The 23425-nt window shown below is 43.0% G+C and carries 23 protein-coding genes; 22 read left to right on the top strand and 1 reads right to left on the bottom strand.

The features are described from left to right. The first annotated feature begins 54 nt into the window (after positions 1-54). The 21 genes from GZA11_RS01445 to spoIID all read left to right on the top strand — a co-directional run bounded on the left by GZA11_RS01445 (position 55) and on the right by spoIID (position 21604). Positions 55-582: a F0F1 ATP synthase subunit B gene (locus GZA11_RS01445; protein WP_163182723.1), complete on the top strand. Its 528-nt coding sequence runs from the start codon at positions 55-57 to the stop codon at positions 580-582. Further along, complete coding sequence (locus tag GZA11_RS01450) at positions 579-1115, top strand: F0F1 ATP synthase subunit delta (RefSeq protein WP_163182637.1); 537 nt, start codon at positions 579-581, stop codon at positions 1113-1115. Before GZA11_RS01445 ends, GZA11_RS01450 begins: the two co-directional genes overlap by 4 nt. 25 nt (positions 1116-1140) lie before the next feature. Beyond that, positions 1141-2649 (top strand): F0F1 ATP synthase subunit alpha, encoded by a 1509-nt coding sequence (gene atpA / locus GZA11_RS01455; protein WP_038537775.1) that lies wholly within the window; start codon positions 1141-1143, stop codon positions 2647-2649. 122 nt (positions 2650-2771) lie between these two features. Further along, positions 2772-3632, top strand: a complete 861-nt coding sequence (gene atpG / locus GZA11_RS01460) for an ATP synthase F1 subunit gamma (protein ID WP_038537772.1) — start codon at positions 2772-2774, stop codon at positions 3630-3632. 99 nt (positions 3633-3731) lie between these two features. Beyond that, positions 3732-5153: a F0F1 ATP synthase subunit beta gene (gene atpD / locus GZA11_RS01465; RefSeq protein WP_038537770.1), complete on the top strand. Its 1422-nt coding sequence runs from the start codon at positions 3732-3734 to the stop codon at positions 5151-5153. A gap of 21 nt (positions 5154-5174) precedes the next feature. Then, positions 5175-5579 (top strand): F0F1 ATP synthase subunit epsilon, encoded by a 405-nt coding sequence (locus GZA11_RS01470; RefSeq protein WP_038537768.1) that lies wholly within the window; start codon positions 5175-5177, stop codon positions 5577-5579. A 530-nt stretch (positions 5580-6109) separates the two neighbouring features. Further along, a complete protein-coding gene (locus tag GZA11_RS01475; protein WP_038537766.1) occupies positions 6110-6484 on the top strand; it encodes an NADH-quinone oxidoreductase subunit A in 375 nt (124 codons plus the stop codon). Continuing rightward, complete coding sequence (locus GZA11_RS01480; protein WP_038537763.1) at positions 6475-6987, top strand: NuoB/complex I 20 kDa subunit family protein; 513 nt, start codon at positions 6475-6477, stop codon at positions 6985-6987. Before GZA11_RS01475 ends, GZA11_RS01480 begins: the two co-directional genes overlap by 10 nt. Positions 6988-6990: 3 nt before the next feature. Further along, the gene (locus GZA11_RS01485) at positions 6991-8301 is read left to right on the top strand and encodes an NADH-quinone oxidoreductase subunit C (RefSeq protein ID WP_163182638.1); all 1311 of its coding nucleotides are present in this window, start codon (positions 6991-6993) and stop codon (positions 8299-8301) included. Between the two features lie 3 nt (positions 8302-8304). After that, positions 8305-9405 (top strand): NADH-quinone oxidoreductase subunit D, encoded by a 1101-nt coding sequence (locus tag GZA11_RS01490; RefSeq protein ID WP_038537757.1) that lies wholly within the window; start codon positions 8305-8307, stop codon positions 9403-9405. Beyond that, positions 9405-10409: an NADH-quinone oxidoreductase subunit NuoH gene (nuoH, locus tag GZA11_RS01495; protein WP_038537754.1), complete on the top strand. Its 1005-nt coding sequence runs from the start codon at positions 9405-9407 to the stop codon at positions 10407-10409. Before GZA11_RS01490 ends, nuoH begins: the two co-directional genes overlap by 1 nt. Positions 10410-10528: 119 nt before the next feature. Next, the gene (gene nuoI / locus GZA11_RS01500) at positions 10529-10948 is read left to right on the top strand and encodes an NADH-quinone oxidoreductase subunit NuoI (RefSeq protein WP_038537750.1); all 420 of its coding nucleotides are present in this window, start codon (positions 10529-10531) and stop codon (positions 10946-10948) included. Further along, the gene (locus GZA11_RS01505; RefSeq protein WP_038537748.1) at positions 10945-11466 is read left to right on the top strand and encodes an NADH-quinone oxidoreductase subunit J; all 522 of its coding nucleotides are present in this window, start codon (positions 10945-10947) and stop codon (positions 11464-11466) included. The genes nuoI and GZA11_RS01505 overlap by 4 nt, the downstream gene beginning before the upstream one ends. Beyond that, positions 11463-11777 carry an NADH-quinone oxidoreductase subunit NuoK gene (gene nuoK / locus GZA11_RS01510; RefSeq protein ID WP_038537745.1) on the top strand — a complete coding sequence of 105 codons (315 nt, stop codon included), beginning with the start codon at positions 11463-11465 and terminating at the stop codon, positions 11775-11777. Before GZA11_RS01505 ends, nuoK begins: the two co-directional genes overlap by 4 nt. A 184-nt stretch (positions 11778-11961) precedes the next feature. Further along, positions 11962-13830: an NADH-quinone oxidoreductase subunit L gene (gene nuoL, locus GZA11_RS01515; protein ID WP_163182639.1), complete on the top strand. Its 1869-nt coding sequence runs from the start codon at positions 11962-11964 to the stop codon at positions 13828-13830. Continuing rightward, positions 13827-15332 carry an NADH-quinone oxidoreductase subunit M gene (locus tag GZA11_RS01520; RefSeq protein WP_163182640.1) on the top strand — a complete coding sequence of 502 codons (1506 nt, stop codon included), beginning with the start codon at positions 13827-13829 and terminating at the stop codon, positions 15330-15332. The genes nuoL and GZA11_RS01520 overlap by 4 nt, the downstream gene beginning before the upstream one ends. 6 nt (positions 15333-15338) lie before the next feature. Then, positions 15339-16850 (top strand): NADH-quinone oxidoreductase subunit NuoN, encoded by a 1512-nt coding sequence (nuoN, locus tag GZA11_RS01525; protein WP_038537737.1) that lies wholly within the window; start codon positions 15339-15341, stop codon positions 16848-16850. 568 nt (positions 16851-17418) lie between these two features. Next, positions 17419-17658, top strand: a complete 240-nt coding sequence (locus tag GZA11_RS01530) for a DUF1146 family protein (protein WP_163182641.1) — start codon at positions 17419-17421, stop codon at positions 17656-17658. Positions 17659-17904: 246 nt separating this feature from the next. Next, entirely contained in the window at positions 17905-18804 is a 900-nt protein-coding gene (locus GZA11_RS01535) for a YwmB family TATA-box binding protein (RefSeq protein ID WP_163182642.1), read from the top strand. A 32-nt stretch (positions 18805-18836) separates the two neighbouring features. Continuing rightward, complete coding sequence (gene murA, locus GZA11_RS01540; RefSeq protein ID WP_038537728.1) at positions 18837-20147, top strand: UDP-N-acetylglucosamine 1-carboxyvinyltransferase; 1311 nt, start codon at positions 18837-18839, stop codon at positions 20145-20147. 413 nt (positions 20148-20560) lie between these two features. After that, the gene (gene spoIID, locus GZA11_RS01545; protein WP_163182643.1) at positions 20561-21604 is read left to right on the top strand and encodes a stage II sporulation protein D; all 1044 of its coding nucleotides are present in this window, start codon (positions 20561-20563) and stop codon (positions 21602-21604) included. 284 nt (positions 21605-21888) lie between these two features. On the opposite strand, the gene GZA11_RS01550 is transcribed toward spoIID, so the two are convergent. Further along, complete coding sequence (locus tag GZA11_RS01550; protein ID WP_235924794.1) at positions 21889-22335, bottom strand: VanZ family protein; 447 nt, start codon at positions 22333-22335, stop codon at positions 21889-21891. Between the two features lie 141 nt (positions 22336-22476). Between GZA11_RS01550 and GZA11_RS01555 the strand changes: the two genes are divergently transcribed. Continuing rightward, complete coding sequence (locus GZA11_RS01555; RefSeq protein WP_038537720.1) at positions 22477-23376, top strand: M23 family metallopeptidase; 900 nt, start codon at positions 22477-22479, stop codon at positions 23374-23376. The last annotated feature ends 49 nt before the right edge of the window (positions 23377-23425 follow it).

The raw sequence follows: 23425 nt of genomic DNA on the forward strand, positions 1-23425 counted from the left end.
GAAAATTACTGGATTGGATATAGAGGAATGACTCTTGAAGGGAGTGATCTCGAGGTGTTAACAAGCGGATTATTACTTGGGGCTGCAGCAAGTCACGAGGGTATTAATACTGGTGATATTGTATTCCAGCTACTTATGTTTATCATTTTGATGGCATTGCTTAAGAAGTATGCTTGGGGCCCATTAATGGGCGTCATGAAGCAACGGGAAGAATATGTGGCAGGCGAAATTAATGCAGCAGAAAACAGCCGTAAAGAAGCAGAGAAATTATTAGAAGAACAACGCAATCTTTTAAAAGAAGCGCGAACTGAAGCGCAAAACCTTATAGAAAATGCGAAAAAGCAAGGCGATGTGCAGCGTGAAGAAATAATTGCTGCAGCGCGTGCAGAAGCTGAGCGCTTAAAAGAAGGTGCGAAGCTGGAAATTGAGCAACAGAAGGAAAGAGCGGTTGCAGCCATTCGCGAACAAGTGGCTCACTTATCTGTATTAATTGCCTCTAAAGTTATTGAAAAAGAGTTGAGTGCTGAAGATCAGGACAAGCTCATTAATGAATACATTCAAGAGGCGGGAGATATCCGATGAGTAACTCCATGGTAGCGAAGCGCTATGCATCAGCACTTTTACAAATTGCGAAAGAACAGCAGCTTCTTGGAGTGATTGAGGAGGAACTTCGCGTCGTCAAAGAAGTGATTCAATACACGCCGGAGTTAAGGGCCGTTCTAAAATCTTCTAGACTAACAATAGAGAAGAAAAAAGAAGTAGTCAAGCAGGCATTTGCAACGGTTAATCCGTATGTACTTAACACGCTCTTACTACTAATTGACCGTCACCGTACAAATGAAATTGTGGAAGTGGCGAATCAATTTATTGAGTTAGCAAATGAAGAAATGGGTATTGCTGAAGCAAAAGTTTACAGCACACGTGCGTTAACTGATGAAGAACGTGAGGCATTATCAGCTGTTTTTGCTGCAAAAGTAGGCAAAAGCTCACTTAAGATTGAAAATATCATGGATTCCGATTTGCTTGGTGGATTAAAGCTACGTATCGGAAATCGTATATATGACGGATCATTGCGCGGTAAGCTGGAACGTCTAGAACGTAAACTGCTAGGTTAAGATTTTTGAGATAGGGGTGAAACTCATGAGCATCAAAGCTGAAGAAATTAGTGCCCTGATAAAAAAGCAGATCGAAAACTATCAGGCAGAAATTCAAGTATCTGATGTTGGTACTGTTATCTCTGTTGGTGACGGTATCGCACGTGTTCATGGCCTTGACAATGTCATGGCAGGAGAACTTGTTGAATTCTCAAACGGCGTTATGGGTATGGCACAAAACCTAGAAGAAAATAACGTCGGTATTATCATCCTTGGACCTTTTACGGACATTCGTGAAGGTGACGAGGTTCGCCGTACAGGACGCATCATGGAGGTTCCGGTTGGTGAGGAACTAATTGGACGTGTAGTAAACCCATTAGGGCAGCCAATCGATGGCATGGGTCCAATTAACACAACAAAAACTCGCCCAGTAGAGCAAATTGCTCCAGGCGTTATGGCTCGTAAGTCCGTTCATGAGCCGCTTCAAACTGGTATCAAGGCGATTGACGCACTTGTGCCTATTGGCCGCGGTCAGCGTGAGTTAATTATTGGTGACCGTCAAACAGGTAAAACATCTGTTGCGATCGATACCATTTTGAACCAAAAAGGCCAAGACATGATCTGTATCTATGTTGCCATCGGTCAAAAGGAGTCCACTGTTCGTAACGCGGTTGAAACCCTTCGTAAGCATGGCGCATTAGAATACTCCATCGTTGTATCTGCATCTGCATCACAACCTGCACCGCTATTATTCTTAGCACCATATTCAGGTGTTGCGATGGCAGAAGAGTTCATGTACCAAGGCAAACATGTCTTAATCGTATATGATGATCTTTCTAAGCAAGCGGCAGCATACCGTGAGCTTTCCCTATTACTTCGCCGTCCTCCAGGCCGTGAAGCTTACCCAGGGGATGTATTCTACTTACACAGCCGCTTACTTGAGCGTGCAGCGAAGTTAAATGATTCACTTGGTGGTGGTTCTATCACAGCACTACCATTTATTGAAACACAAGCAGGGGACGTTTCTGCTTATATCCCAACAAACGTAATCTCTATCACGGATGGACAGATTTTCTTACAATCTGACCTATTCTTCTCCGGTGTTCGTCCGGCAATCAACGCAGGTCTTTCCGTATCTCGTGTAGGTGGTTCTGCACAGATCAAGGCGATGAAAAAGGTTTCAGGTACATTGCGTCTTGACCTTGCTTCCTACCGTGAGTTAGAAGCATTTGCTCAGTTCGGTTCTGACCTTGATAAGGCCACTCAAGCAAAACTTGCTCGCGGTGCACGTACTGTTGAAGTTCTTAAACAGGATCTTCACAAACCGCTTCCTGTTGAAAAACAAGTAGCAATCCTTTATGCATTAACACGCGGTTTCCTTGATGACATTCCATTACAGGATATTCGCCGTTTTGAATCTGAATTCCTAAATTGGTTAGACCACAACCGCAAAGATCTGTTAGACCATATCACCAAAACGAAGGACCTTCCGTCCGACGAAGACATGGCTGAAGCAATCAACGCTTTCAAAAAGACGTTTGCTGTTTCTGAATAATTGATGGTCTGACAATTGGAACGGTATCGGTGTCAAGCACCTCAATCGGGAATCGAAATATTCCTGATGGGGTGCACCGCCGCCGAAACCAGACATTCTTTGAATGAGGGTGGTGAGAACCTATGGCTTCATTACGTGATATAAAAACTCGTATCAATTCGACGAAAAAGACGAGTCAAATTACAAAGGCGATGGAGATGACTTCGGCTGCAAAGTGGAACCGCGGTGTCATGAAAGCAAAAACGTTTGTTCCTTATATGGAGAAGATCCAAGAGGTAACAGCGTCTATCGCAGGTGGAGCAGGTGGAGCTGTTCATCCGATGCTCATTTCACGTCCAGTCAAGAAGACCGGATATGTTGTCATCACATCTGACCGAGGATTGGCCGGTGCTTACAATAGTAACGTCATCCGCCGTGTCTATCAAACAATCCAAAGCCGGCACAAATCGAATGATGAGTTTGCAATTATCGCCATCGGACGTGTGGGTCGTGACTTCTTTGTCAAGAAAGGCTATAACGTGATCAAGGATATCATCGGGATTTCTGACCAGCCGAGCTTTGCTGACATTAAAGAACTTGCCAGTTCAACCGTTGGGATGTTCACAGACGGCACATTCGATGAAATTTATATTTACTACAGTCACTATATTAGCGCGATTTCTCAGGAAGTTACCGAGAAAAAGCTTCTCCCATTAACGGATTTACGCACAACTGAGCAAAAGCTTACTTCCTATGAATTTGAGCCAAGTGCTGAAGAAATTCTTGATGTTCTCCTGCCACAATACGCAGAGAGCTTAATTTACGGTGCGCTTCTTGACAGTAAAGCTAGTGAGCACGCAGCTCGAATGACAGCAATGAAAAACGCTACCGATAACGCAAACGAACTTATTCGCAACTACACACTTAGTTACAACCGTGCACGCCAGGCAGCGATTACACAGGAAATCACCGAAATCGTTGGCGGTGCCGCAGCGTTAGAATAGTTTTATCGTGCCTGACACCTTTTTATATTTATTGGTTGAAGGTGCCTGACACTTATGTCCGGTTTTTTTGTTTTATAAAGTAAGTTAGGAGGGAAAATGATGAGCAAAGGACGCGTTCTTCAGATCATGGGTCCGGTTGTTGACGTTAAGTTTGAAAATGGTCATCTGCCAGAGATCTATAATGCATTAAAAGTTGTCCGTAAAGCGCAAAATGCGTCAGAAGTTGATATCAACTTAACCCTTGAAGTAGCCCTTCATTTAGGTGATGATACAGTTCGTACAATCGCGATGTCCTCTACTGATGGATTAACTCGCGGTTTAGAAGTTATTGATACAGGTAAGCCGATTTCAGTTCCAGTTGGGGAACCGACTCTAGGCCGTGTATTTAACGTATTAGGTGAACCAATTGACTTAAAAGAGGATGTACCTGAAACGGCACGCCGAGATTCCATTCACCGCGAAGCACCAAAATTTGAAGATCTTTCTACAGAGGTAGAAATCTTAGAGACAGGTATTAAGGTAGTTGACCTTCTTGCTCCATACATTAAAGGTGGTAAGATCGGTCTGTTCGGTGGTGCTGGTGTAGGTAAAACCGTATTAATTCAGGAGTTAATTAACAATATTGCTCAAGAGCACGGTGGTATTTCCGTATTCGCCGGTGTAGGGGAGCGTACTCGTGAAGGAAACGACCTTTACCATGAGATGAGCGATTCAGGCGTTATCAATAAAACAGCGATGGTATTCGGTCAGATGAACGAACCACCAGGTGCACGTATGCGTGTTGCCCTAACTGGTTTGACAATGGCTGAATATTTCCGTGATGAAGAAGGTCAAGACGTGTTGCTCTTCATCGATAACATCTTCCGTTTCACACAAGCAGGTTCAGAGGTTTCCGCATTACTTGGCCGTATGCCATCTGCGGTAGGTTATCAGCCAACACTTGCTACAGAAATGGGTAAATTACAAGAACGTATTACCTCTACGAAAAAAGGTTCTGTTACATCTATTCAAGCGATTTATGTACCAGCTGACGACTACACTGACCCGGCACCTGCTACGACATTCGCTCACTTAGATGCAACAACAAACCTTGAGCGTAAGCTTTCTGAGATGGGTATCTATCCTGCGGTGGACCCTCTTGCATCAACTTCTCGTGCATTAACACCTGAGATCGTTGGTGAAGAGCATTACAATGTTGCACGTAGAGTACAGCAAACATTACAACGTTACCGTGAATTACAGGATATCATCGCGATCCTCGGTATGGACGAACTTTCTGAAGAAGATAAGTTAGTCGTTGCCCGTGCGCGTCGTATCCAGTTCTTCCTATCTCAAAACTTCCACGTTGCTGAACAATTCACAGGTCAGCCAGGTTCATACGTACCTATTAAAGAAACTGTTCGTGGATTTAAGGAAATCCTTGAAGGTAAATATGACCATATTCCTGAAGATGCGTTCCGTCTTGTTGGTCGCATTGAAGAAGTCGTTGAGAAAGCAAAACGCATGGGCGTAGAGGTATAATCTGAGCCAGGAGGGTAAAAAATGAAGACGATCAAAGTCAATGTTGTTACTCCCGATGGCCCGGTGTATGAATCAGATGTGGAAATGGTAAGCACGAAAGCGAAAAGCGGTGAACTGGGTATTTTACCTGGTCACATTCCTTTGGTTGCCCCGTTAGAAATTGGTTCTGTACGTCTAAAAAAGGGCGGAAATACTGAAATTATAGCTGTGAGCGGTGGATTTTTAGAGGTCCGTCCGGATACAGTAACCGTTTTAGCGCAGGCTGCTGAAAAAGCATCTGATATTGATGTGGAACGTGCTAAAAGAGCAAAAGAACGAGCTGAGAAGCGCCTTCGAGCCCAGCAACAGGAGAATATTGACTTCAAACGTGCTGAGCTTGCACTGCGCCGAGCTATCAATCGCCTCGCCGTATCGGAAAAGAAATAAATTTTTATTAGTGATTGCAATCCCCTTTCTGGGTAGCCTTATGTGGCTATCTAGAGGGGGTTTTTTCATCTTTATTAAAAACATAAGATGTAAAAATAAAGAGGACGTGGGATGAATATGATGGTAGGGAAATGACCTTTCAAAGGTGAAGCAAAATCAAAAATATTTTTTTCTAAAAATTCTTTGAACGATTTATGACAAATCTCACTGACATTTATCTAGTTTTATTATTTAATATTGCTTGCTGTGGATAAGTTGCGTTGATGGTGAGAAAGGGGATGGGTATTTGACTCAATCTGTGTCTACAAAATATAGCTATCATTGAAAGACTAGTGCCATGCCTCTAAAGTTCGAAAAATTCACTACTTTTTATTTGAGGTTAGCTGTAAGGAGGAAAATTGGAAACTTTAGGAGTATAGAATTCCAATAAATAGTTATTGCTTTGTCGACACAAGATTGTAACAATGCTATAATGTATTCGGTTACAGTTTCATTAGTATGAAAATTTTTAACATTGGAGGGGGATAGACATGGAACTTTTGAATATATATCAGAATAATTATCTGATTGTTTTTGTGTTCCTATGTCTTGGGGTATTGCTGCCAGTGGTAGCGTTATATTTAGGGAAGCTACTGCGTCCTCATAAGCCGAGTGAGGCGAAGCTAACCACATATGAGAGCGGTGTTGAGCCATTTCACGATTCACGTGTACAGTTCAATGTCCGCTATTATATTTTTGCCCTTATGTTTGTGATTTTTGATGTAGAAACCGTGTTTTTATATCCATGGGCGGTTGCCTATGAAAAGCTAGGTGTGTTTGCACTGATCGAAATGTTAATTTTCGTAGTAATGCTATTCATTGGCTTAGTGTATGCTTGGAAGAAGAAGGTGCTACGATGGATTTAAAATTAGAAGGAATTTCCCCTCAAGAAATGGAAGAGTTAAAGCAAAATGTATTTTTGACTACGCTGGAGCAAGTGAAGGCCTGGGCGCGAAGCAGTTCACTGTACCCCGTAACATTTGGTCTGGCCTGTTGCGCAATCGAAATGATGGGTGTAGGGGCCGCCCACTATGACTTAGACCGTTTTGGCTCATTTTTCCGTCCATCTCCAAGACAATCAGACTGTATGATTGTTTCAGGTACTGTGACGAAAAAAATGGCACCGATTTTGCGTCGCCTGTACGATCAGATGCCGGAGCCGAAGTGGGTCATTGCCATGGGTTCCTGTGCAACGGCAGGAGGTCCATATATTAAGTCTTATTCCGTTGTTAAGGGTGTTGACCAGATCGTACCTGTTGATGTATACATTCCTGGTTGCCCTCCAAACCCAGCAGCTTTAATTTATGGAATAAATAAATTGAAGGAAAAAATTCGTTATGAAGCGAAGACTGGGAAGAAGGTGACATGATAAATGAGCGAGGATAAAGATCTCGAACAGTTAAAGCGAGAGGCTGCAGCCAAGGCAAAAGCAGCAGCGATGGCCAAGCGCAAGGCGAAGGAAATGGCCGCAAAGCAGGAGGAAGCGCCGAAATCAGAAGAGCCAGCTCAAGCGCAAATGCCTGATGCTGACGACCTGGCTAAAAAGAAAGCGGCAGCCGCAGCAAAAGCAAAGGCGGCAGCATTAGCGAAAAAGAAGCGCGAGGGAATGACTGATGAGCCGGAGGTAGAGGCGGAAGCTCCAACAGCAAAAGAGGCCACGGAAGCGGACGATCTCGCGAAGAAAAAGGCCGCAGCTGCAGCAAAGGCAAAAGCAGCCGCACTAGCGAAAAAGAAGCGCGAAGGAATGGTCGATGAGCCGGCAGTGAAGGAAGAAACTCCAGCAGCAAAAGAAGCCACGGAAGCGGACGATCTCGCGAAGAAAAAGGCCGCAGCTGCAGCAAAGGCAAAAGCAGCCGCACTAGCGAAAAAGAAACGCGAAGGAATGGTTGATGAGGCGGCAGTAGAGGCGGAAGCACCAGAAGCAAAAGAGGCGACAGAAGCGGATGACCTCGCAAAGAAAAAAGCGGCAGCCGTAGCGAAGGCCAAAGCGGCGGCAGCGGCAAAACGGAAGGCGATGGAACTTGCTGCAGGCGGAGCCCAAGCCGAAGGATCAGCCGCAGATGAAGGAGACGATGCGAAAGCTAAAGCAATAGCCGAAGCCAAGGCCAAGGCGGCCGCAGCAGCCAAAGCGAAAGCAGCAGCTGCAGCAAAGGAAAAAGGAGGAAAGGCAGCCGGAGCAGAACCAGAAGCGGATACAACGCCTTCACCAAATCAGCCATATTTAGATAAGTACTTGAAAGTCATCGAAGAAAACATGGGTTCGGATGTTTTGGAAGATTCCTATATTAATAAATTATCGAAAGATGTTCCGACCCTTGTGGTAAAGAGAGAATACTATTTTAAACTGGCACAATTTTTAAAATATAATGAGCTTTTGGGGTTTGACTACCTGTCAGAGCTTCATGGTACGGACTTTGAAACCCATATGGAAGTGTATGTTCACTTGTATTCATACCGAAACCGTCAATCGGTCGCTTTTAAAACGAAGATTGACCGTGATGACCCGACAATCGAATCCTTGCAGCCAATTTGGGCGGGGGCTGACTGGCCTGAATGTGAAGCATACGATTTACTTGGCATAAAGTTTATCGGACATCCGAATTTGCATCGAATTTTCCTTGGAGAAGATTGGGTTGGCCATCCACTGAGAAAAGATTATGAGCCGTATGATGTGGAGGTGTAGCCAATGATCAGAACAGAAGAAATGATACTAAACGTCGGTCCCCAGCATCCAAGTACTCACGGCGTATTCCGTCTCGTGGTAAAACTGGACGGTGAAATTATTACCGAAGCAACGCCAGTCATCGGCTACTTGCACCGCGGGACGGAGAAAATAGCTGAGAATTTACAATACACACAAATCATTCCGTATACCGACCGAATGGACTACCTGTCAGCAATGACCAACAATTATGTCATCTGCCACGCGGTGGAAACAATGATGGGGATTCAGGTGCCGGAACGGGCGGAATATTTACGTGTGATTGCCATGGAACTTGGACGGATTGCAAGCCACCTTGTTTGGTGGGGTACATACCTGCTGGACCTTGGGGCGACGAGTCCATTCATTTATGCGTTCCGTGAACGTGAGATGATTATCAATATGTTAAATGAACTTTCAGGCGCTCGCTTGACCTTTAACTATATGCGTGTCGGTGGCGTGAAATGGGACGCACCAGAAGGCTGGATTGAAAAAGTTAAAGATTTCGTCCCTTACATGCGTGAACAGTTAAAAGGATATCACAACCTTGTGACAGGAAACGAAATCTTTTTAAATCGCGTGAAAGGGATTGGGAAGTATACAAAAGAAGAGGCTATTCAATATTCATTAAGTGGAGTCAACTTACGCTGTACCGGCGTAAAATGGGATCTTCGCAAAGATGAGCCATATTCGATCTATGATCGTTTTGAATTTGATGTACCGACGAGAGAGACAGGGGATGCATGGTCACGTTACCAATGCCGTCTTGAGGAAATTGAGGAGTCTTTAAAAATTTTGGAGCAGGCGTGTGAGCAATTTCCGGCAGAAGGTGAAATCATGGCGAAGGTGCCAAAAATTATTAAACCTCCAAAAGGGGAAGCCTTCGTCCGCATTGAGTCGCCGCGCGGGGAAATCGGCTGCTACATTTACAGCGACGGTAAAAAAGAACCGTATCGCTTAAAGTTTAGAAGACCTTCCTTCTATAACTTGCAGATCTTACCGAAGCTGTTAGTCGGTGAAAATATTGCTAACATGATCGCGATTTTAGGAGCAATTGACATTGTTCTAGGAGAGGTGGACGGCTAATGATTCAAGATATGCTGCAGTCGAGTCCCGGTTTGGGTAATTTTGTCATCTTCTTCATCTTAGGACTTGTCTTACTCTTAATCGTGTTAGGGTTTGTTACCTTTTCCATTTTGGCGGAACGGAAGGTTATGGGGTACATCCAACTCCGTCATGGACCAAACCAAGTCGGTGGCCGTTGGGGTTTGCTTCAAACCGTTGCTGACGTTCTAAAGCTTTTATTAAAAGAAGATATTATTCCTAAGCTGGCTGATCGTCCACTATTTATTCTGGCACCAATAATAGCCTTTGCACCATCATTTATGGTTTTGGCAACCATTCCATTTACGGAGAATTTTCAATTTGCTGATTTGAATGTTGGATTGCTTTATTATGTTGCCATTTCCGGCATGACTGTATTCGGTGTTTTGCTAGGTGGATGGGCGTCAAACAATAAATATTCCCTATTGGGGGGCGCTCGAGCAACCGCACAGATGATTTCTTATGAAATCCCGCTTGTTATGTCAGTTCTTGGGGTTATTCTTCTGTCAGGAAGTTTGAATTTAAATGAGATTGTAGAGGCACAAAAGAATGGCTGGTTTATATTACTACAGCCAATTGGCTTTATTGTATTCTTTATCGCATCTGTTGCTGAATTGAGCAGGACGCCGTTTGACCTTCCGGAATCAGAGTCAGAGCTGGTTGCCGGATATCATACGGAATATACCGGTTTCCGTTGGGCATTCTTCATGCTTGCTGAGTATGTGTATCTATTTGCTATGTCAGCATTAATTACCGTTCTATTCCTTGGTGGATGGATGGCACCATTCGGATTCTTGGATTTCATCCCAGGATCAGTTTGGTTCTCAATCAAATTCTTCTTCGTACTATTTGTCTACTTATGGCTACGAAGCACATTCCCGCGGATGCGTGCCGACAAACTCATGGAATTTGCTTGGAAAGTACTACTTCCAATTGCGTTGGGAAATATTTTCTTAACGGCATTGATTAAGTCCTTGTTCTTTTAAAAAGTGTCAACACCATTATGGACATTGTCCGTAAGAGGTGGACGCGGTAAAAGCATTTTGATTTACTAGGGCATCCGCTATGTGTTTGAATTGAAACCTAATTTAAAGGGGTGAAAAACGTGCTTGGATTAGCTAAAGGCTTGAAGTATACCCTAAAACAGTTATCGCGTGAGAAGGTAACGTATGATTATCCGAATGAGCCGTTACCACTACCGGATCGGTTCCGCGGGATTCAAAAGTTTTACCCGGAAAAATGTATTGTTTGTAATCAATGCATGAACATTTGTCCGACAGAATGTATCAATTTGACAGGTAAAAAACATCCAGACCCGACGAAAAAAGGGAAAATCATTGACACCTATGATATTAACTTTGAGATTTGTATCCTTTGCGACCTATGTACGGAGGTTTGTCCGACAGAGGCCATCGTCATGACCAATAACTTTGAGCTTGCTGAATACAGCCGGGACATGTTATTTAAAAACCTTGAATATTTGGATGAAAATGATGAAAACGTACGGCAGGTGAATAAACCGTGACAATTTCAGGCGAATTTTTCGCATTTATGGGCCTGGCGCTTGTGGCAATTATTGGCGGTGTTCTCTTACTCAACCTGAATAAAGTCGTACACATGGTCGTGGCACTCATCTTTACGTTTGTCAGCATCGCAGGCATTTACATTCTTTTATCAGCGGAATTTGTTGCGGCTGTACAGATTTTAATTTATTCAGGAGCGATCACAATCATCATGCTGTTCGGAATAATGCTGACGAAACCATATGATGATGAGAGTGAATCAAAGGGAGGCAAGTGGAAAAAAATTCTGCTGTTCTTAGGGGTTATTGGATTTGCCTTTGCGGTATACGTAGGCATTTATAATTTCCCAATTGAACAGGTACCATCCGCTTTACATGAAAACAATACTATGGAAATAGGGAAAGCCATTTATACGAAATTCATTATTCCGTTTGAATTAGTATCAGTATTGCTTTTAGCCGCCTTAGTCGGCGCCATTATCTTGGCCAAACGAGAAGATAAGGAGGCAGATAAGGAATGAGTTCAGTTCCAGCTTCAGCCTTCTTGGCACTAGCACTCATCTTATTCTGTATCGGATTATTCGGTGCATTGACAAAGAAAAATACAGTAATTGTTTTGATCTCCATTGAATTGATGCTGAACGCAGTGAATATCAACCTTGTCACCTTCAGCAAATACGGCATGGCACCATCCATTACCGGGCAAGTCTTTGCCCTATTCGCAATGGCCGTTGCCGCCGCTGAAGCAGCAGTTGGACTCGCCATCCTCATGGCCCTGTACCGCAACCGCAAGACCGTCAACATTGACGATATGGACACCATGAAAAACTAAAGTGTCAATAATGTTGTAAAGCACTGTTCGTGGCTATTTAGGGCGGTCATTAAGATGGTGAGGATTTGGCAATGATTGTTTGCCGTAGAATCACTAATTTGGGTGGTGTCAGGCACCGCCTTAAATCAAATTTCGGGTGGTCAGGCAGACGCTGCCTGCACTGCTCGCAACAAAGGATGATAATTTGATGGAAAATGCATGGCTTATACCGCTTTTCCCGCTATTATCGTTTTTGATCCTTCTTCTTATCGGTAAGCGATTAAGGGAGGCGAGTGCGTATGTGGGGATTCTTCTTACACTTGCGTCACTTGTTTTCTCGATTCTAGTATTAGTTGAACGCTTTTCAGAGCCGACTTATTTAGAACAATTTACTTGGCTCACGATAGGAGATTTTCATCTAACAGCGGGCTTTGAAGTGAATCAATTAAATGCATTGATGCTATTTATTGTATCGCTTGTCAGCTTCTTGGTACATACATACTCCAAGGGCTATATGCACGGTGACGAGCGATTCCCAGTATTCTATTCTTATTTAGGACTGTTTACGTTTGCAATGCTTGGTCTCGTTCTTTCGCCTAACCTATTGCAAACCTACATTTTCTGGGAGCTTGTCGGTGTAGGTTCCTTTCTATTAATTGGTTTCTATTATTACAAAGAAGAAGCGAAGGCAGCCGCTAAAAAGGCCTTCATCATGACTCGGATCGGTGATGTTGGCCTCTTGATCGGGATGATTCTTCTATTCTGGCAAACCAAAAGTTTTGAATACAGCGAAATTTTTGCCAGCATTGAAGCAGGCGCTGTATCACAAACCATAATTACATTAACGGCAATCTTAATCTTTATCGGGGCAATCGGTAAATCCGGTCAATTTCCGCTTCATACATGGCTTCCGGATGCGATGGAAGGTCCAACCCCCGTATCGGCCCTTATCCACGCCGCAACAATGGTTGCCGCTGGTGTCTACTTGGTTGCTGCACTCTTCCCGTTGTTCTCTGCGAGCGAAACAGCACTTCTAACCGTTGCGACAATCGGTGCCTTTACGGCCATTTTTGCAGCTAGTATTGGTCTTGTCCAAACGGACATTAAACGAGTTCTAGCCTATTCAACCGTAAGCCAGCTCGGTTACATGATGCTTGCACTTGGATCGGCTGGTTATGTCGCTGGGGTGTTCCATTTGATGACGCACGCGTTCTTCAAAGCTCTCTTGTTCTTGGCCGCTGGTTCTGTTATCCATGCGGTACATACCCAGAACATCGAGGAAATGGGTGGACTTTGGAAAAAATTGAGGCTGACTGGACCATTATTCTTAATCGGAACATTGGCGATTGCCGGTGTACCGGGACTATCCGGTTTCTTCAGTAAAGATGAAATTTTAGTCGCTGCATGGGAAGGGGGCCATCCGGTTCTATTCCTACTTGCCCTCATTGCGGCATTCTTTACCGCGTTTTATATGTTCCGCCTGTTCTTCCTGGTATTCACTGGTGAAGCTCGCGGTTTACAAGAAAATGTTCATGAATCATCAACAGTCATGACATTACCAATGGTTGTTCTTGGCATCCTTGCCATTTTTGCCGGTTATGTCAACACACCATGGTTCGGTACATTCCTTGGTGACTGGCTTGTTGACGGCAATGAAGTGCTTGGTCATGGCCATATTGAAGGCCCATCTTGGATTATGATTGCGGCCACTGTTGTCTCTTTATTGGGAATCTATTTGGCATGGTTGATCTATGGCAAACGCACGATTGCCCGCGACTGGCTTAGCGGTCAAGGGGGCATGTTGCATACTGTTCTTTACAACAAATATTACATTGACGAATTTTATCAAATGACGGTTATCAGTGTAACACGTGGCATCAGCTACTTCCTGCGATTCATCGATACGTTCCTTGTTGAGGGCGTCGCCAAAGGAATTGTCGGATTCGTTCAAGGGCTTGGAAAAACAGGATCGAAATTACAAAACGGCCAGACACAAATGTACGGTACTGTTGCCTTTCTTGGACTTGCACTGCTCGCTTTCATCTTTGCATTAACAGGGGGGTACTTAAAATGAATTTGAATTGGGTTCTTTCAACATTAGTATTTTCCCCTTTGCTAGGCATTATCCTGTTGGCCTTTTTACCGAAGACGCAGGAAAAATTAATTAAACTTGTCGGCTTTTTGGCTACTTTGCCGGCATTGGTTTTATCCTTAGCAGCCTACTTTCATTATTTAGCTGGTAAAAAATTATCTGATTTCTCGGTATCAGCTGAGTGGATTCAATTCCGCGGGATGAATGCGAACGAGCCTATTTTCTCGGTGTATTACGAGCTTGGCTTAAGTGGATTTCAGCTGTTGCTCGTCGTCCTGACAGCGATTGTCGCAACACTATCCGCTATTGCTGCCCGATATGTGAAAAAAGAATGGAAAGGCTTCTTTATGCTGTTCCTTCTATTAGAAGTGGGTATGCTTGGCGTATTCACAGCGGAAAACTTAATTCTATTCTTCCTATTTTTTGAGATTACCTTAATCCCAACGTTTTTCCTCATTGGAAAATGGGGTTATTTTGAAAAAGAAAAAGCAGCTTACAGCTTCTTAATTTATAACGGCCTAGGCTCAGCGGTTCTGTTAATTGTCATCATGATTCTTTTTGCGAAAACGGGTACGACTAATGTGGAGCTATTAAGCCAAATGACCGCAGATCCAACAGCGCCGCTTTCTGCAGACTTAAAACTAGGACTGTTCATTGCGTTGCTAATTGCTTTTGGCGTAAAACTACCAATTTTCCCACTGCACAGTTGGATGTTGCGCGTGCACGTACAAGCGCCGCCGGCGGTGGTTATGATCCACTCTGGAATTCTATTAAAAATTGGTGCTTATGGATTAATTCGTTTCGGAATGGGAATTTTTCCAGAGCAGTTTGAAACGCTTGCTGTTTTACTGGCGATTCTTGGCGTCATCAACCTTCTTTACGGGGCGTTCTTGGCGTTTATTCAGTCAGACTTTAAGATGGTATTGGCTTACTCCTCGATTTCTCACATGGGAATTGTACTAATTGGACTTGCTGCGATGAATGAAGCAGGCATTCAAGGAGCCATTTTCCAAGTGATTTCACATGGCTTGATTTCAGCGCTGTTATTCTTCCTTGTCGGGGTTTTATATGAGCGCACCGAGACTTCCATTATTGATAATTTGGGGGGACTTGCCAAAGGGATGCCGATTGCCGCTGGTTTCTTGTTAGCGGGGGCAATGGCGTCGTTAGGATTGCCAGGCATGTCTGGATTTGTCAGCGAATTTATGGCGTTTTTGGGTCTGTTTAAGGTTCAGCCATGGATTGCCGCTGTCGGAACGATCGGTATTATCATGACAGCCGTCTACTTACTCCGTGCCGTTCTTGGTATGACGTTTGCTCAAGCCCATCGGAAGTTTGACGCGATCGTCGACCTTAAAGGTGTGGAATATGTTCCAGTAATTGTTCTCATGTTGTTAATCGTGTTAATAGGTGTTTACCCAAGTGTCCTTAGCTCACCGCTTCAAGCCACACTTGAGACTATCATGCTTGGGTTAGGAGGGTGATGAAGGATGAGTCTTGATACATTACTATCATACAACTGGGGCATCATGACACCGGAGTTCATCATCCTAGTTGTGATCGCTCTTTTAACCATCTTTGATTTATTTATGCCAAAAACAATGGATCGAAAAATTCTAGGCTGGATCGGTTTGGCAGCGATTTTTGCTGCAATGGTTACAACTGCTAGTTTGGCCGGCGGATCGGTTGAATCGATTCTCGATGATACGTTCCGTTTGGATAGCTTTGCCATTGCCTTTAAATTGCTCTTGTTGGCAGGCGCAGGATTAGTGATGTTTCTTGCAGTCAGCTACGGGGCGAAGGAAGGATTAGAAAATTACAAAGGCGAATTTTACTATTTGTTCTTAACGGCCTTGCTTGGCACGATGATCATGACTTCCAGTGGTGATCTTATTACTCTTTATATCGGCTTAGAATTGCTATCTATTTCTTCCTATATATTAGCTGGCATTCGGAAAAACAACCTGAAGTCCAACGAATCTGCGATGAAATACGTCATTAATGGTAGTATTTCCTCGGCCATTGCGTTGTTCGGGATGAGCTATGTATATGGGTTAACAGGTACAACAAACTTGCTAGATATCGCTGCACAGCTATCTGTATTAATGGACAGCCAGCACGTATATTTACTAGGAATTTCGTTTTTGATGATCTTAGTAGGTTTAGCGTTTAAACTAGCGGCGGCACCATTCCATATGTGGGCACCGGACGTATACCAAGGTGCACCAACACCGGTTACAGCATTCTTAAGCGTAGTTTCCAAAACGGCAGGCTTTGTCATTGTTATTCGGATTTTATTAACTGTCTTTGGGGCTGCTGCGACAGAGGGCCCTGGTTCAGTCCCACTCTTATTGGATATGCAGGACTACATTGCCGTAATTGCGGGTGCAACGATGATTATTGGTAATGTGGTGGCCTTGAAGCAGACCAATATTAAACGCTTGTTTGCCTATTCCAGTATTGCGCACGCAGGATACTTGCTTGTAGCTGTAACTACTTTATCATCCAATATGTTCTATTCAATATGGTTTTACCTGCTTGCATACTTACTCATGAATCTCGGTGTGTTTGCGGTGATTCAGGTAGTGGCAGGAAAAACAGGCTCGGAAAAAATTACAGATTTTGCGGGGTTATATAGACGTTCACCATGGCTAGCTGTGGCAATGGGAATCTTGTTGATTTCCTTGGCTGGCTTTCCAGGCACAGCGGGCTTTATCGGTAAGTTAAACATCTTTATGGGGGCTTTTGCAACGGAAGGACATTATGTGCTTGCGTCCATCATGATAGCGACCACGGTGATATCCTACTTCTACTATTTTGGCGTGATGACACAAATTTTCTTCCGTCCGGCAGCTGATACAAGCAAATTCAATATGCCATTCGGAATTTTAGTTGTTTTAATTATTACCGTGGTCGGATCTATATGGTTTGGAATTTTTCCAAATACGGCCCTTGACTTTATGCATAACAACTTAAACATTATTGATGACTTTTTTAGCTAGGTGTCAGGCACCAATCATGGGCAATTTGGGGGATTTGTCCTTGTAATGTGGACAGTGCGGCGATTAGGAACAAGGGGGGGTTCTTGATATCGCCGCAGTGCTGACACTACGGTTCAATATAGGGGTATTTAATATGAGGAAAGAAGGGGTTTCGCCCCTTCTTTTTGTTTTGTGTACCTGATATAGGGTTAGTTTTTAGGTGGAAGGAATTTATTGAAGGAAAAAGGAATGGTGGTTGAAAACAGGGGAATGGAACTTGTATGTTCGTGGGAAGGAATGCGTCAATGATTTTTTGGTGAAAAAAATAAAGCTAGGATTTCATCAATATAAAGAATAGCTATTGTGTAAGAGAGAAATAGGTAATGGTTTTTCTATATGAGGGATTGGAGCAAGAACAGTGATAGATTGCTTTTCCATCGGAATGAAAAGAATGAAAATATCGCGTTAGAGGAAACTAATTTTATTATTAAAAAATTACAAATCAAGATCCATCATTTAGTATGAATAAGTTACCTTTTTCACTTGTCTGTGATACAATAAGAATGGTTTGCAAAAGGAGGGGAAATGGATGAATGAATTCGGCCAAATTGCGTTAATAAGCATATTGTTGCATCTTGTGTCAATCGCCATTTCTTGGTGGGCGTTGCAAGCCTTAAGACTCGATAAACTGCTGAAACCAAACCATGTGTTTCAAGCACGTTTGTTGTATGTATTATTAGCCATTGTCATTGGATCTTTGGTTAGTAATTTTTTCCTTGATTATCTGCAATGGTCGAAACAATTACCATTCCTTTTACAAAACACCTAACTGGAAAAAATTTAGTACTTCGTACATATTCCAAACTTAGCGGATATTGAGTACAATCTACCTTATGTGAACCAATTTTCTTTACTTGTCAGACGTATTACTGCATAGCTGTCAATGTGAAATCTATCACGTAAACCAAAAAAGAACATCTCTTTTTGGTGCTTGAAAATGTCTAAAAGTGACGACATTTCCCAAGTATGCTCTCCTTCTCCTTGGAAACAATGGTAGTAAGGGGGAGAAGAGACGATGAAAAGAGATTGGACAACATATTTTTATTTAATTGCAGTTATTTGTTTTTTTCTGGTTGTGATAGGGAATAGAGCCACTGAGGCACATACCGGCCTAGATTTATCAACAAAACTTAGCGGCTTGTTTGCTGCAATGCCTGAAAATACAGATAGTATTGAAAATGGTGACCCGGCAAGGAATGGAGCATTTCATTCCAAAACGCTTCATGATCATGACGTCAGCGGGGAGTTTTTCCAAAAAAAATCGGACTTGGCCAAAATTGGTGCCATCATGCAAGCCGAAAATATTTTACCCGAGGAATGGTCTTTCTATGCACGTGAAGTTGTGACAGGCCTGAAAAATGAAAAGGACGTTAAGAATTTTGCAGATGAGCTTAAGCAAAAGTTTCCTGATTGGAATTGGACGTTTACATCCACCGATCAGAAATGGGAAGTGACAGCAGTATCTCCAGCATCTAATCACCACACGGAAAAGCTTCAATTCTTGGCGACCCACACAAAACAACCAATCAATGCGTATATCATATATAGTGTGACAGGGAAAGACTGGAATGAGTCTTCAGCGGCCTTTTTGGTTGATGATGTATTGAAAAATAGGCTAGAAGACATATTTCAAGGAAATCCTACAGTTTTTTCTTGTATGAAAGGCATTGCAAGTGATAAGATTGATACGGCTTTATCGTCAAAACTGGATCAGTTATTATCTCGTTTTGATGCTAAAGAGATCGAAGCGTTAAAAGAGGAGAATTTCATGTCTGTTTCGGCAACGTCGCCATGGTTTTCAGACATCATAGATACGAAAAATAACATAAATTTGCAAATTGGCATACGCTCCGAAAGATTGGGTGGTCAGACTACAGTGGTTGTAGGAACCCCTATCATTACGATTGAATATTAATATAGAGAAAATGGACGCGGAGGGGAATACTCTTGGAAAAGATTATCGTCCGCGGCGGAAAAAGGCTTTATGGAACGGTTAAAGTGGAAGGTGCAAAGAACGCCGTCCTGCCTGTTATCGCTGCAACATTATTAGCAAGTGATGGAAAAAGTGTGATACGTGATGTGCCTACGCTTTCCGATGTATACACAATAAATGAAGTTTTACGCCATTTGAATGCTGATGTTCAGTTTGACAATAATACAGTGATTGTGGATGCATCTCGAGTGCTGAAAGAGGAGGCACCATTTGAATATGTTAGAAAAATGAGAGCTTCTGTACTTGTAATGGGATCATTATTGGCACGCAATGGCCGTGCCCGTGTAGCATTGCCTGGCGGTTGTGCGATTGGATCCCGCCCAATTGACCAGCATCTAAAAGGCTTTGAGGCTATGGGTGCAAAGGTGAAAGTTGGAAATGGCTTCATTGAGGCGGAGGTTGATGGTCGCCTTCAAGGAACAAAAATTTATTTAGATTTCCCTAGTGTTGGGGCAACAGAAAATATTATGATGGCGGCTACTTTAGCTGAGGGTACGACGATCATCGAGAACGTGGCAAAAGAACCGGAAATTGTAGATTTAGCAAATTTCTTGAATAAAATGGGCGCGCGTGTAAAAGGTGCCGGTACTGGAACTCTTCGGATTGAAGGTGTCGACAAGTTGACTGGCGCGGAACATACGATTATTCCTGACCGAATCGAAGCGGGAACGTTTATGGCGGCTGCAGCGATTACGGGCGGAAATGTACTTGTGAGAGGAGCTGTTCCGGAGCACCTATCTTCATTGATTGCAAAAATGGAGGAAATGGGTGTAACGATTATCGAAGAAGAGGATGGTATTCGGGTTATCGGGCCTGAACGTTTAAAGGCAGTAGATATTAAAACAATGCCACATCCTGGTTTCCCAACGGATATGCAATCACAAATGATGGCGTTATTGCTTTGTGCAGAGGGAACTTCGATGATTACGGAAACGGTGTTTGAGAATCGCTTCATGCATGTGGAAGAATTCCGTCGCATGAATGCTGATATTAAAATTGAAGGCCGTTCGGTGATATTGAATGGACCTTCTAATTTACAGGGAGCTGAAGTGGCTGCAACAGACCTTCGTGCAGCGGCTGCCTTAATTTTGACCGGGCTAGTTGCTGAAGGTGTTACACGCGTGACAGAATTAAAGCATTTGGACCGTGGCTACGTGAATTTCCACGAAAAGCTAGCAGCTCTGGGTGCCGACATTGAACGCGTGAACGATGTGGAAGAATCATTTGTCGAACTACCAAAATACGTGACAGATATGAATGCTTAAATGAATGCCGTTATGACGGGCGATGAATCCTTCATGAAGAAGGAGGTCCTGGCATATAACGGAGATCCATATGAAACATCATATTTGAAAAATCCGAAGCAACGGGGCCTGGTATACGGGTCCTGTTTTTATTTGCTTAGAAATTTCAAAAATAGATTTGTGCAAGCGTCCTATTGGCAAGATATCTTCGAGCGACAAAAGCTTGGTGGTAGGTTTTATGTCTGTTTAGGAACGTCTCGTAAATGCATGGCTGTCCCTTTTACATAGATAAAATGAGTGATTTGTCTATGAGTTGTGCCTGACACCATTTTATAAAAATCTGTAATAAATGCTTGTCCGCTTCCATATGTTGTTAGTGAGAACGCAACCCGGATTATGGTGGGCTGTGAATTTGACATACTGGAGGCACAATCATGAAGAAAATCAAACCATTCATCGTACTAGTATCTTTTCTTATTGCCTTGACCTTGGTGATTCCCGCTGTGCTTGTTCTGCCGTTTTCGAGTGAGAAGGCGAGTGGCAAATTGGGTGAGGATCTTTCGAAGTCTCAAGCATCTGAAAAGGCGGAGCCTATGGCAGATAAAGCGGTGGAAGTGGCCGTATTTCGATCTGAGACATCGAAGATTGAAAATGTCCAATTAGATGAGTATCTCGTTGGAGTAGTTGCAGCCGAAATGCCGGCAGAATTCAATGAGGAAGCGTTAAAGGCTCAGGCTCTAACAGCAAGAACGTATATCGTAAATCGATTGATGACCAATAATAATAAAGGTGTCCCAAAAGCAGCCCAAGCAAAAGGGGCACAAGTGACGGATACGCAAGCCCATCAAGTGTATATGAGCGACAATGATCAGCGCAAGGCATGGGGGAAGGATTATGAATGGAAAAGGAAAAAGATTGAAGAGGCGGTCCGGGCGACAAGCGGGCAAATAATTACTTATGAAGGCAAGCCAATTGATGCCGCGTTCTTTTCTACTAGTAACGGCTACACGGAAAATTCGGAGGATTACTGGCCAGGCACTATTCCTTATTTGAGAAGTGTTGCGAGCCCGTGGGATAGAAACTCACCAAAATTCAACAGCCAAAAAGTAATATCTGTTAAGGATTTTGAAGCGCGGTTAGGGGTTAAAGTAGGTTCTGGTAACACGATTGGAAAAATTATTGCCCGCACCGAAGGGAAGCGTGTGGCAAAGGTGAATATTGGTGGCAAGGTTCTCACTGGAAGGGAAATCCGTGAAGCACTTGATTTACAGTCAACCGATTTTTCATGGGAACGTAAAGGGAACAATATCATCATCACCACTCGTGGTAATGGTCATGGCGTGGGTATGAGCCAATATGGAGCCAATGGTATGGCGGAGGAAGGAAAGAGCTACGAGGAAATCGTGAAGCACTATTATCAGGGGGTAGAGATTACGTCAGCAGAGACTATGCTTGCCACGATAACAGCGAAAAAATAGGAAGGATTTATGCCAGGTGTGGAGCCTGGCTTTTAAATATGTAAAAGGAATATGAAAATAAAAGCCTACCAGTTGCCTTGGAATGTAATATCATACGAATGGCATTTAAACACTAAAGATTCCTATATATTAAAATCCCTTCTAAATTTCCCCATTTTAGAAGTAAAAATCCCTATCAAAATAAACCTCTTATAACAAAAGTGTGTTTTTATATTTAAAGATATCTATTACTATCTACCATTTGAAAAATAAAAAAACCGCCGTAATAAAAGTTTACGAGCGGTTTAATGGATCTTCGCAACTCGGTCAAGTTTTTTCCTCAGCCAAACAAATTTCCCTTTATACAGCGCGCTGCTGATGAAGTAGTAGGCGACAAAAATTCCTGTGAAGTCTTTGACTAAGTCAAAGAGAGAGGCCGAGCGATAGGAATAGAACGATTGGTGAATTTCGTCGCTAATTCCATAGAGGGCAGCAAACATCGCGCAAGCCACATTCCATTTTGGTGTGAAGGAGCGGCGTAATGTAAGGCCCGCTAGAACAAGTAAGACATATAAAATCGCAAATTCAACTAAATGGAGCGATTCTTTAATAGTTTTGTCGAGGGCCGAGTCAGGCAACTCTACGAAATGATTAGACGGCAGGCTAGACTGGATCCAAATAGCAGCCATATATAGAAACGGCAACAACAGTAGCATATATTTAACAAATTTCATGATCATTCCTTCTTTCATTTACTGATTCCTGTCGAACAGGACTATTTTTCAAAAAAATATTGCATAAAACGGCTGGCAATAACAAATAATAAAAAATTTTTTCAGACTAGTGTATATAATTCTAGTTATCTGTTCAGAATGATTGCTGAGGTGATGAAAATGAGAGAGGAAGAAAACAAACGATCTTCTCAAAGTTCCAACTTAAAGCGCTTATTCAAAAAGCGCTGGGTATTTCCAGCCATTTATATCGCTAGTGCAGCCATCATTCTAACTGGAGTTCTTTGGTATCAATCTAACGCCAGTGACACAGATAAGTATGAATACAAGTCTTCAGATCTCGCTGGTAAAAAGGATCAGACACCAGCTGTAGAAGTGAACACAGCTTTCGAAAACTTCAAAATGCCGGTGAAAAACGCGGATGAAGCTGTCATTAAAACAAAGTTCTATGATTTCAATGCCAAAGCTGAAGACCAGGAAGCCGCATTAGTATTCTACAATAATACGTATCAACCAAGCACAGGTGTAGACATTACAATGAAAGACGGCGAAACATTTGATGTAACGGCGTCACTCAGCGGTACAGTCACTCGTGTTGAGGAAGATGCAGTCCTGGGGAATGTGATTGAAATCGAGCATGATAAAGGTATTGTAACACAATATCAATCTGTGAAGGATATTCAAGTTGAGGTTGGCGATAAAGTGAAGCAAGGAGATGTCCTTGCAAAGGCTGGACAAAGTTTATTCAATGAAAAAGTTGGAACACACGTCCATTTTGAAATTCGCAAAGATGGCGTCGCGGTAAATCCATCAAGCTATTTTGACAAACCATTAAGCGCTTTGCAGGAAGAAGTATCAACAGGGGATGTAGAAGAATCTCCGAAAGTAAATCAACAAGAGAAATTGGAAGGTAAAGATGGGGCTGAGAATGCTGATGATCAGTCCACTGAAACCAAATCTGGTGAAGATAAAGACCAGTCTAGTGATCAAGGATCAGACGATGACAAATCCTCTGACAAAGAAGAGGAGTCTACCCAATCAAAAGAAAAATCAAATTCATAATCTTTCATAATCAAAGGGAAGGGGAAATACTTCCCTTTTTTTGTGTGTA

This window comes from Neobacillus sedimentimangrovi (assembly GCF_010614825.1).
GTDB lineage: Bacteria > Bacillota > Bacilli > Bacillales > Cytobacillaceae > Neobacillus > Neobacillus thermocopriae.

What these genes read in the sequence shown, in the direction of transcription:
- GZA11_RS01490 (WP_038537757.1), top strand. Translation starts at nt 8,305, where the DNA reads ATGATCAGAACAGAAGAAATGATACTAAACGTCGGTCCCCAGCATCCA.
- nuoN (WP_038537737.1), top strand. Translation starts at nt 15,339, where the DNA reads ATGAGTCTTGATACATTACTATCATACAACTGGGGCATCATGACACCG.
- GZA11_RS01450 (WP_163182637.1), top strand. Translation starts at nt 579, where the DNA reads ATGAGTAACTCCATGGTAGCGAAGCGCTATGCATCAGCACTTTTACAA.
- GZA11_RS01550 (WP_235924794.1), bottom strand. Translation starts at nt 22,335, where the DNA reads ATGAAAGAAGGAATGATCATGAAATTTGTTAAATATATGCTACTGTTG.
- atpG (WP_038537772.1), top strand. Translation starts at nt 2,772, where the DNA reads ATGGCTTCATTACGTGATATAAAAACTCGTATCAATTCGACGAAAAAG.
- atpD (WP_038537770.1), top strand. Translation starts at nt 3,732, where the DNA reads ATGAGCAAAGGACGCGTTCTTCAGATCATGGGTCCGGTTGTTGACGTT.
- GZA11_RS01520 (WP_163182640.1), top strand. Translation starts at nt 13,827, where the DNA reads ATGAATTTGAATTGGGTTCTTTCAACATTAGTATTTTCCCCTTTGCTA.
- atpA (WP_038537775.1), top strand. Translation starts at nt 1,141, where the DNA reads ATGAGCATCAAAGCTGAAGAAATTAGTGCCCTGATAAAAAAGCAGATC.
- GZA11_RS01535 (WP_163182642.1), top strand. Translation starts at nt 17,905, where the DNA reads ATGAAAAGAGATTGGACAACATATTTTTATTTAATTGCAGTTATTTGT.
- GZA11_RS01475 (WP_038537766.1), top strand. Translation starts at nt 6,110, where the DNA reads ATGGAACTTTTGAATATATATCAGAATAATTATCTGATTGTTTTTGTG.
- nuoH (WP_038537754.1), top strand. Translation starts at nt 9,405, where the DNA reads ATGATTCAAGATATGCTGCAGTCGAGTCCCGGTTTGGGTAATTTTGTC.
- spoIID (WP_163182643.1), top strand. Translation starts at nt 20,561, where the DNA reads ATGAAGAAAATCAAACCATTCATCGTACTAGTATCTTTTCTTATTGCC.
- GZA11_RS01530 (WP_163182641.1), top strand. Translation starts at nt 17,419, where the DNA reads ATGAATGAATTCGGCCAAATTGCGTTAATAAGCATATTGTTGCATCTT.
- GZA11_RS01470 (WP_038537768.1), top strand. Translation starts at nt 5,175, where the DNA reads ATGAAGACGATCAAAGTCAATGTTGTTACTCCCGATGGCCCGGTGTAT.
- GZA11_RS01480 (WP_038537763.1), top strand. Translation starts at nt 6,475, where the DNA reads ATGGATTTAAAATTAGAAGGAATTTCCCCTCAAGAAATGGAAGAGTTA.
- GZA11_RS01485 (WP_163182638.1), top strand. Translation starts at nt 6,991, where the DNA reads ATGAGCGAGGATAAAGATCTCGAACAGTTAAAGCGAGAGGCTGCAGCC.
- GZA11_RS01555 (WP_038537720.1), top strand. Translation starts at nt 22,477, where the DNA reads ATGAGAGAGGAAGAAAACAAACGATCTTCTCAAAGTTCCAACTTAAAG.
- nuoK (WP_038537745.1), top strand. Translation starts at nt 11,463, where the DNA reads ATGAGTTCAGTTCCAGCTTCAGCCTTCTTGGCACTAGCACTCATCTTA.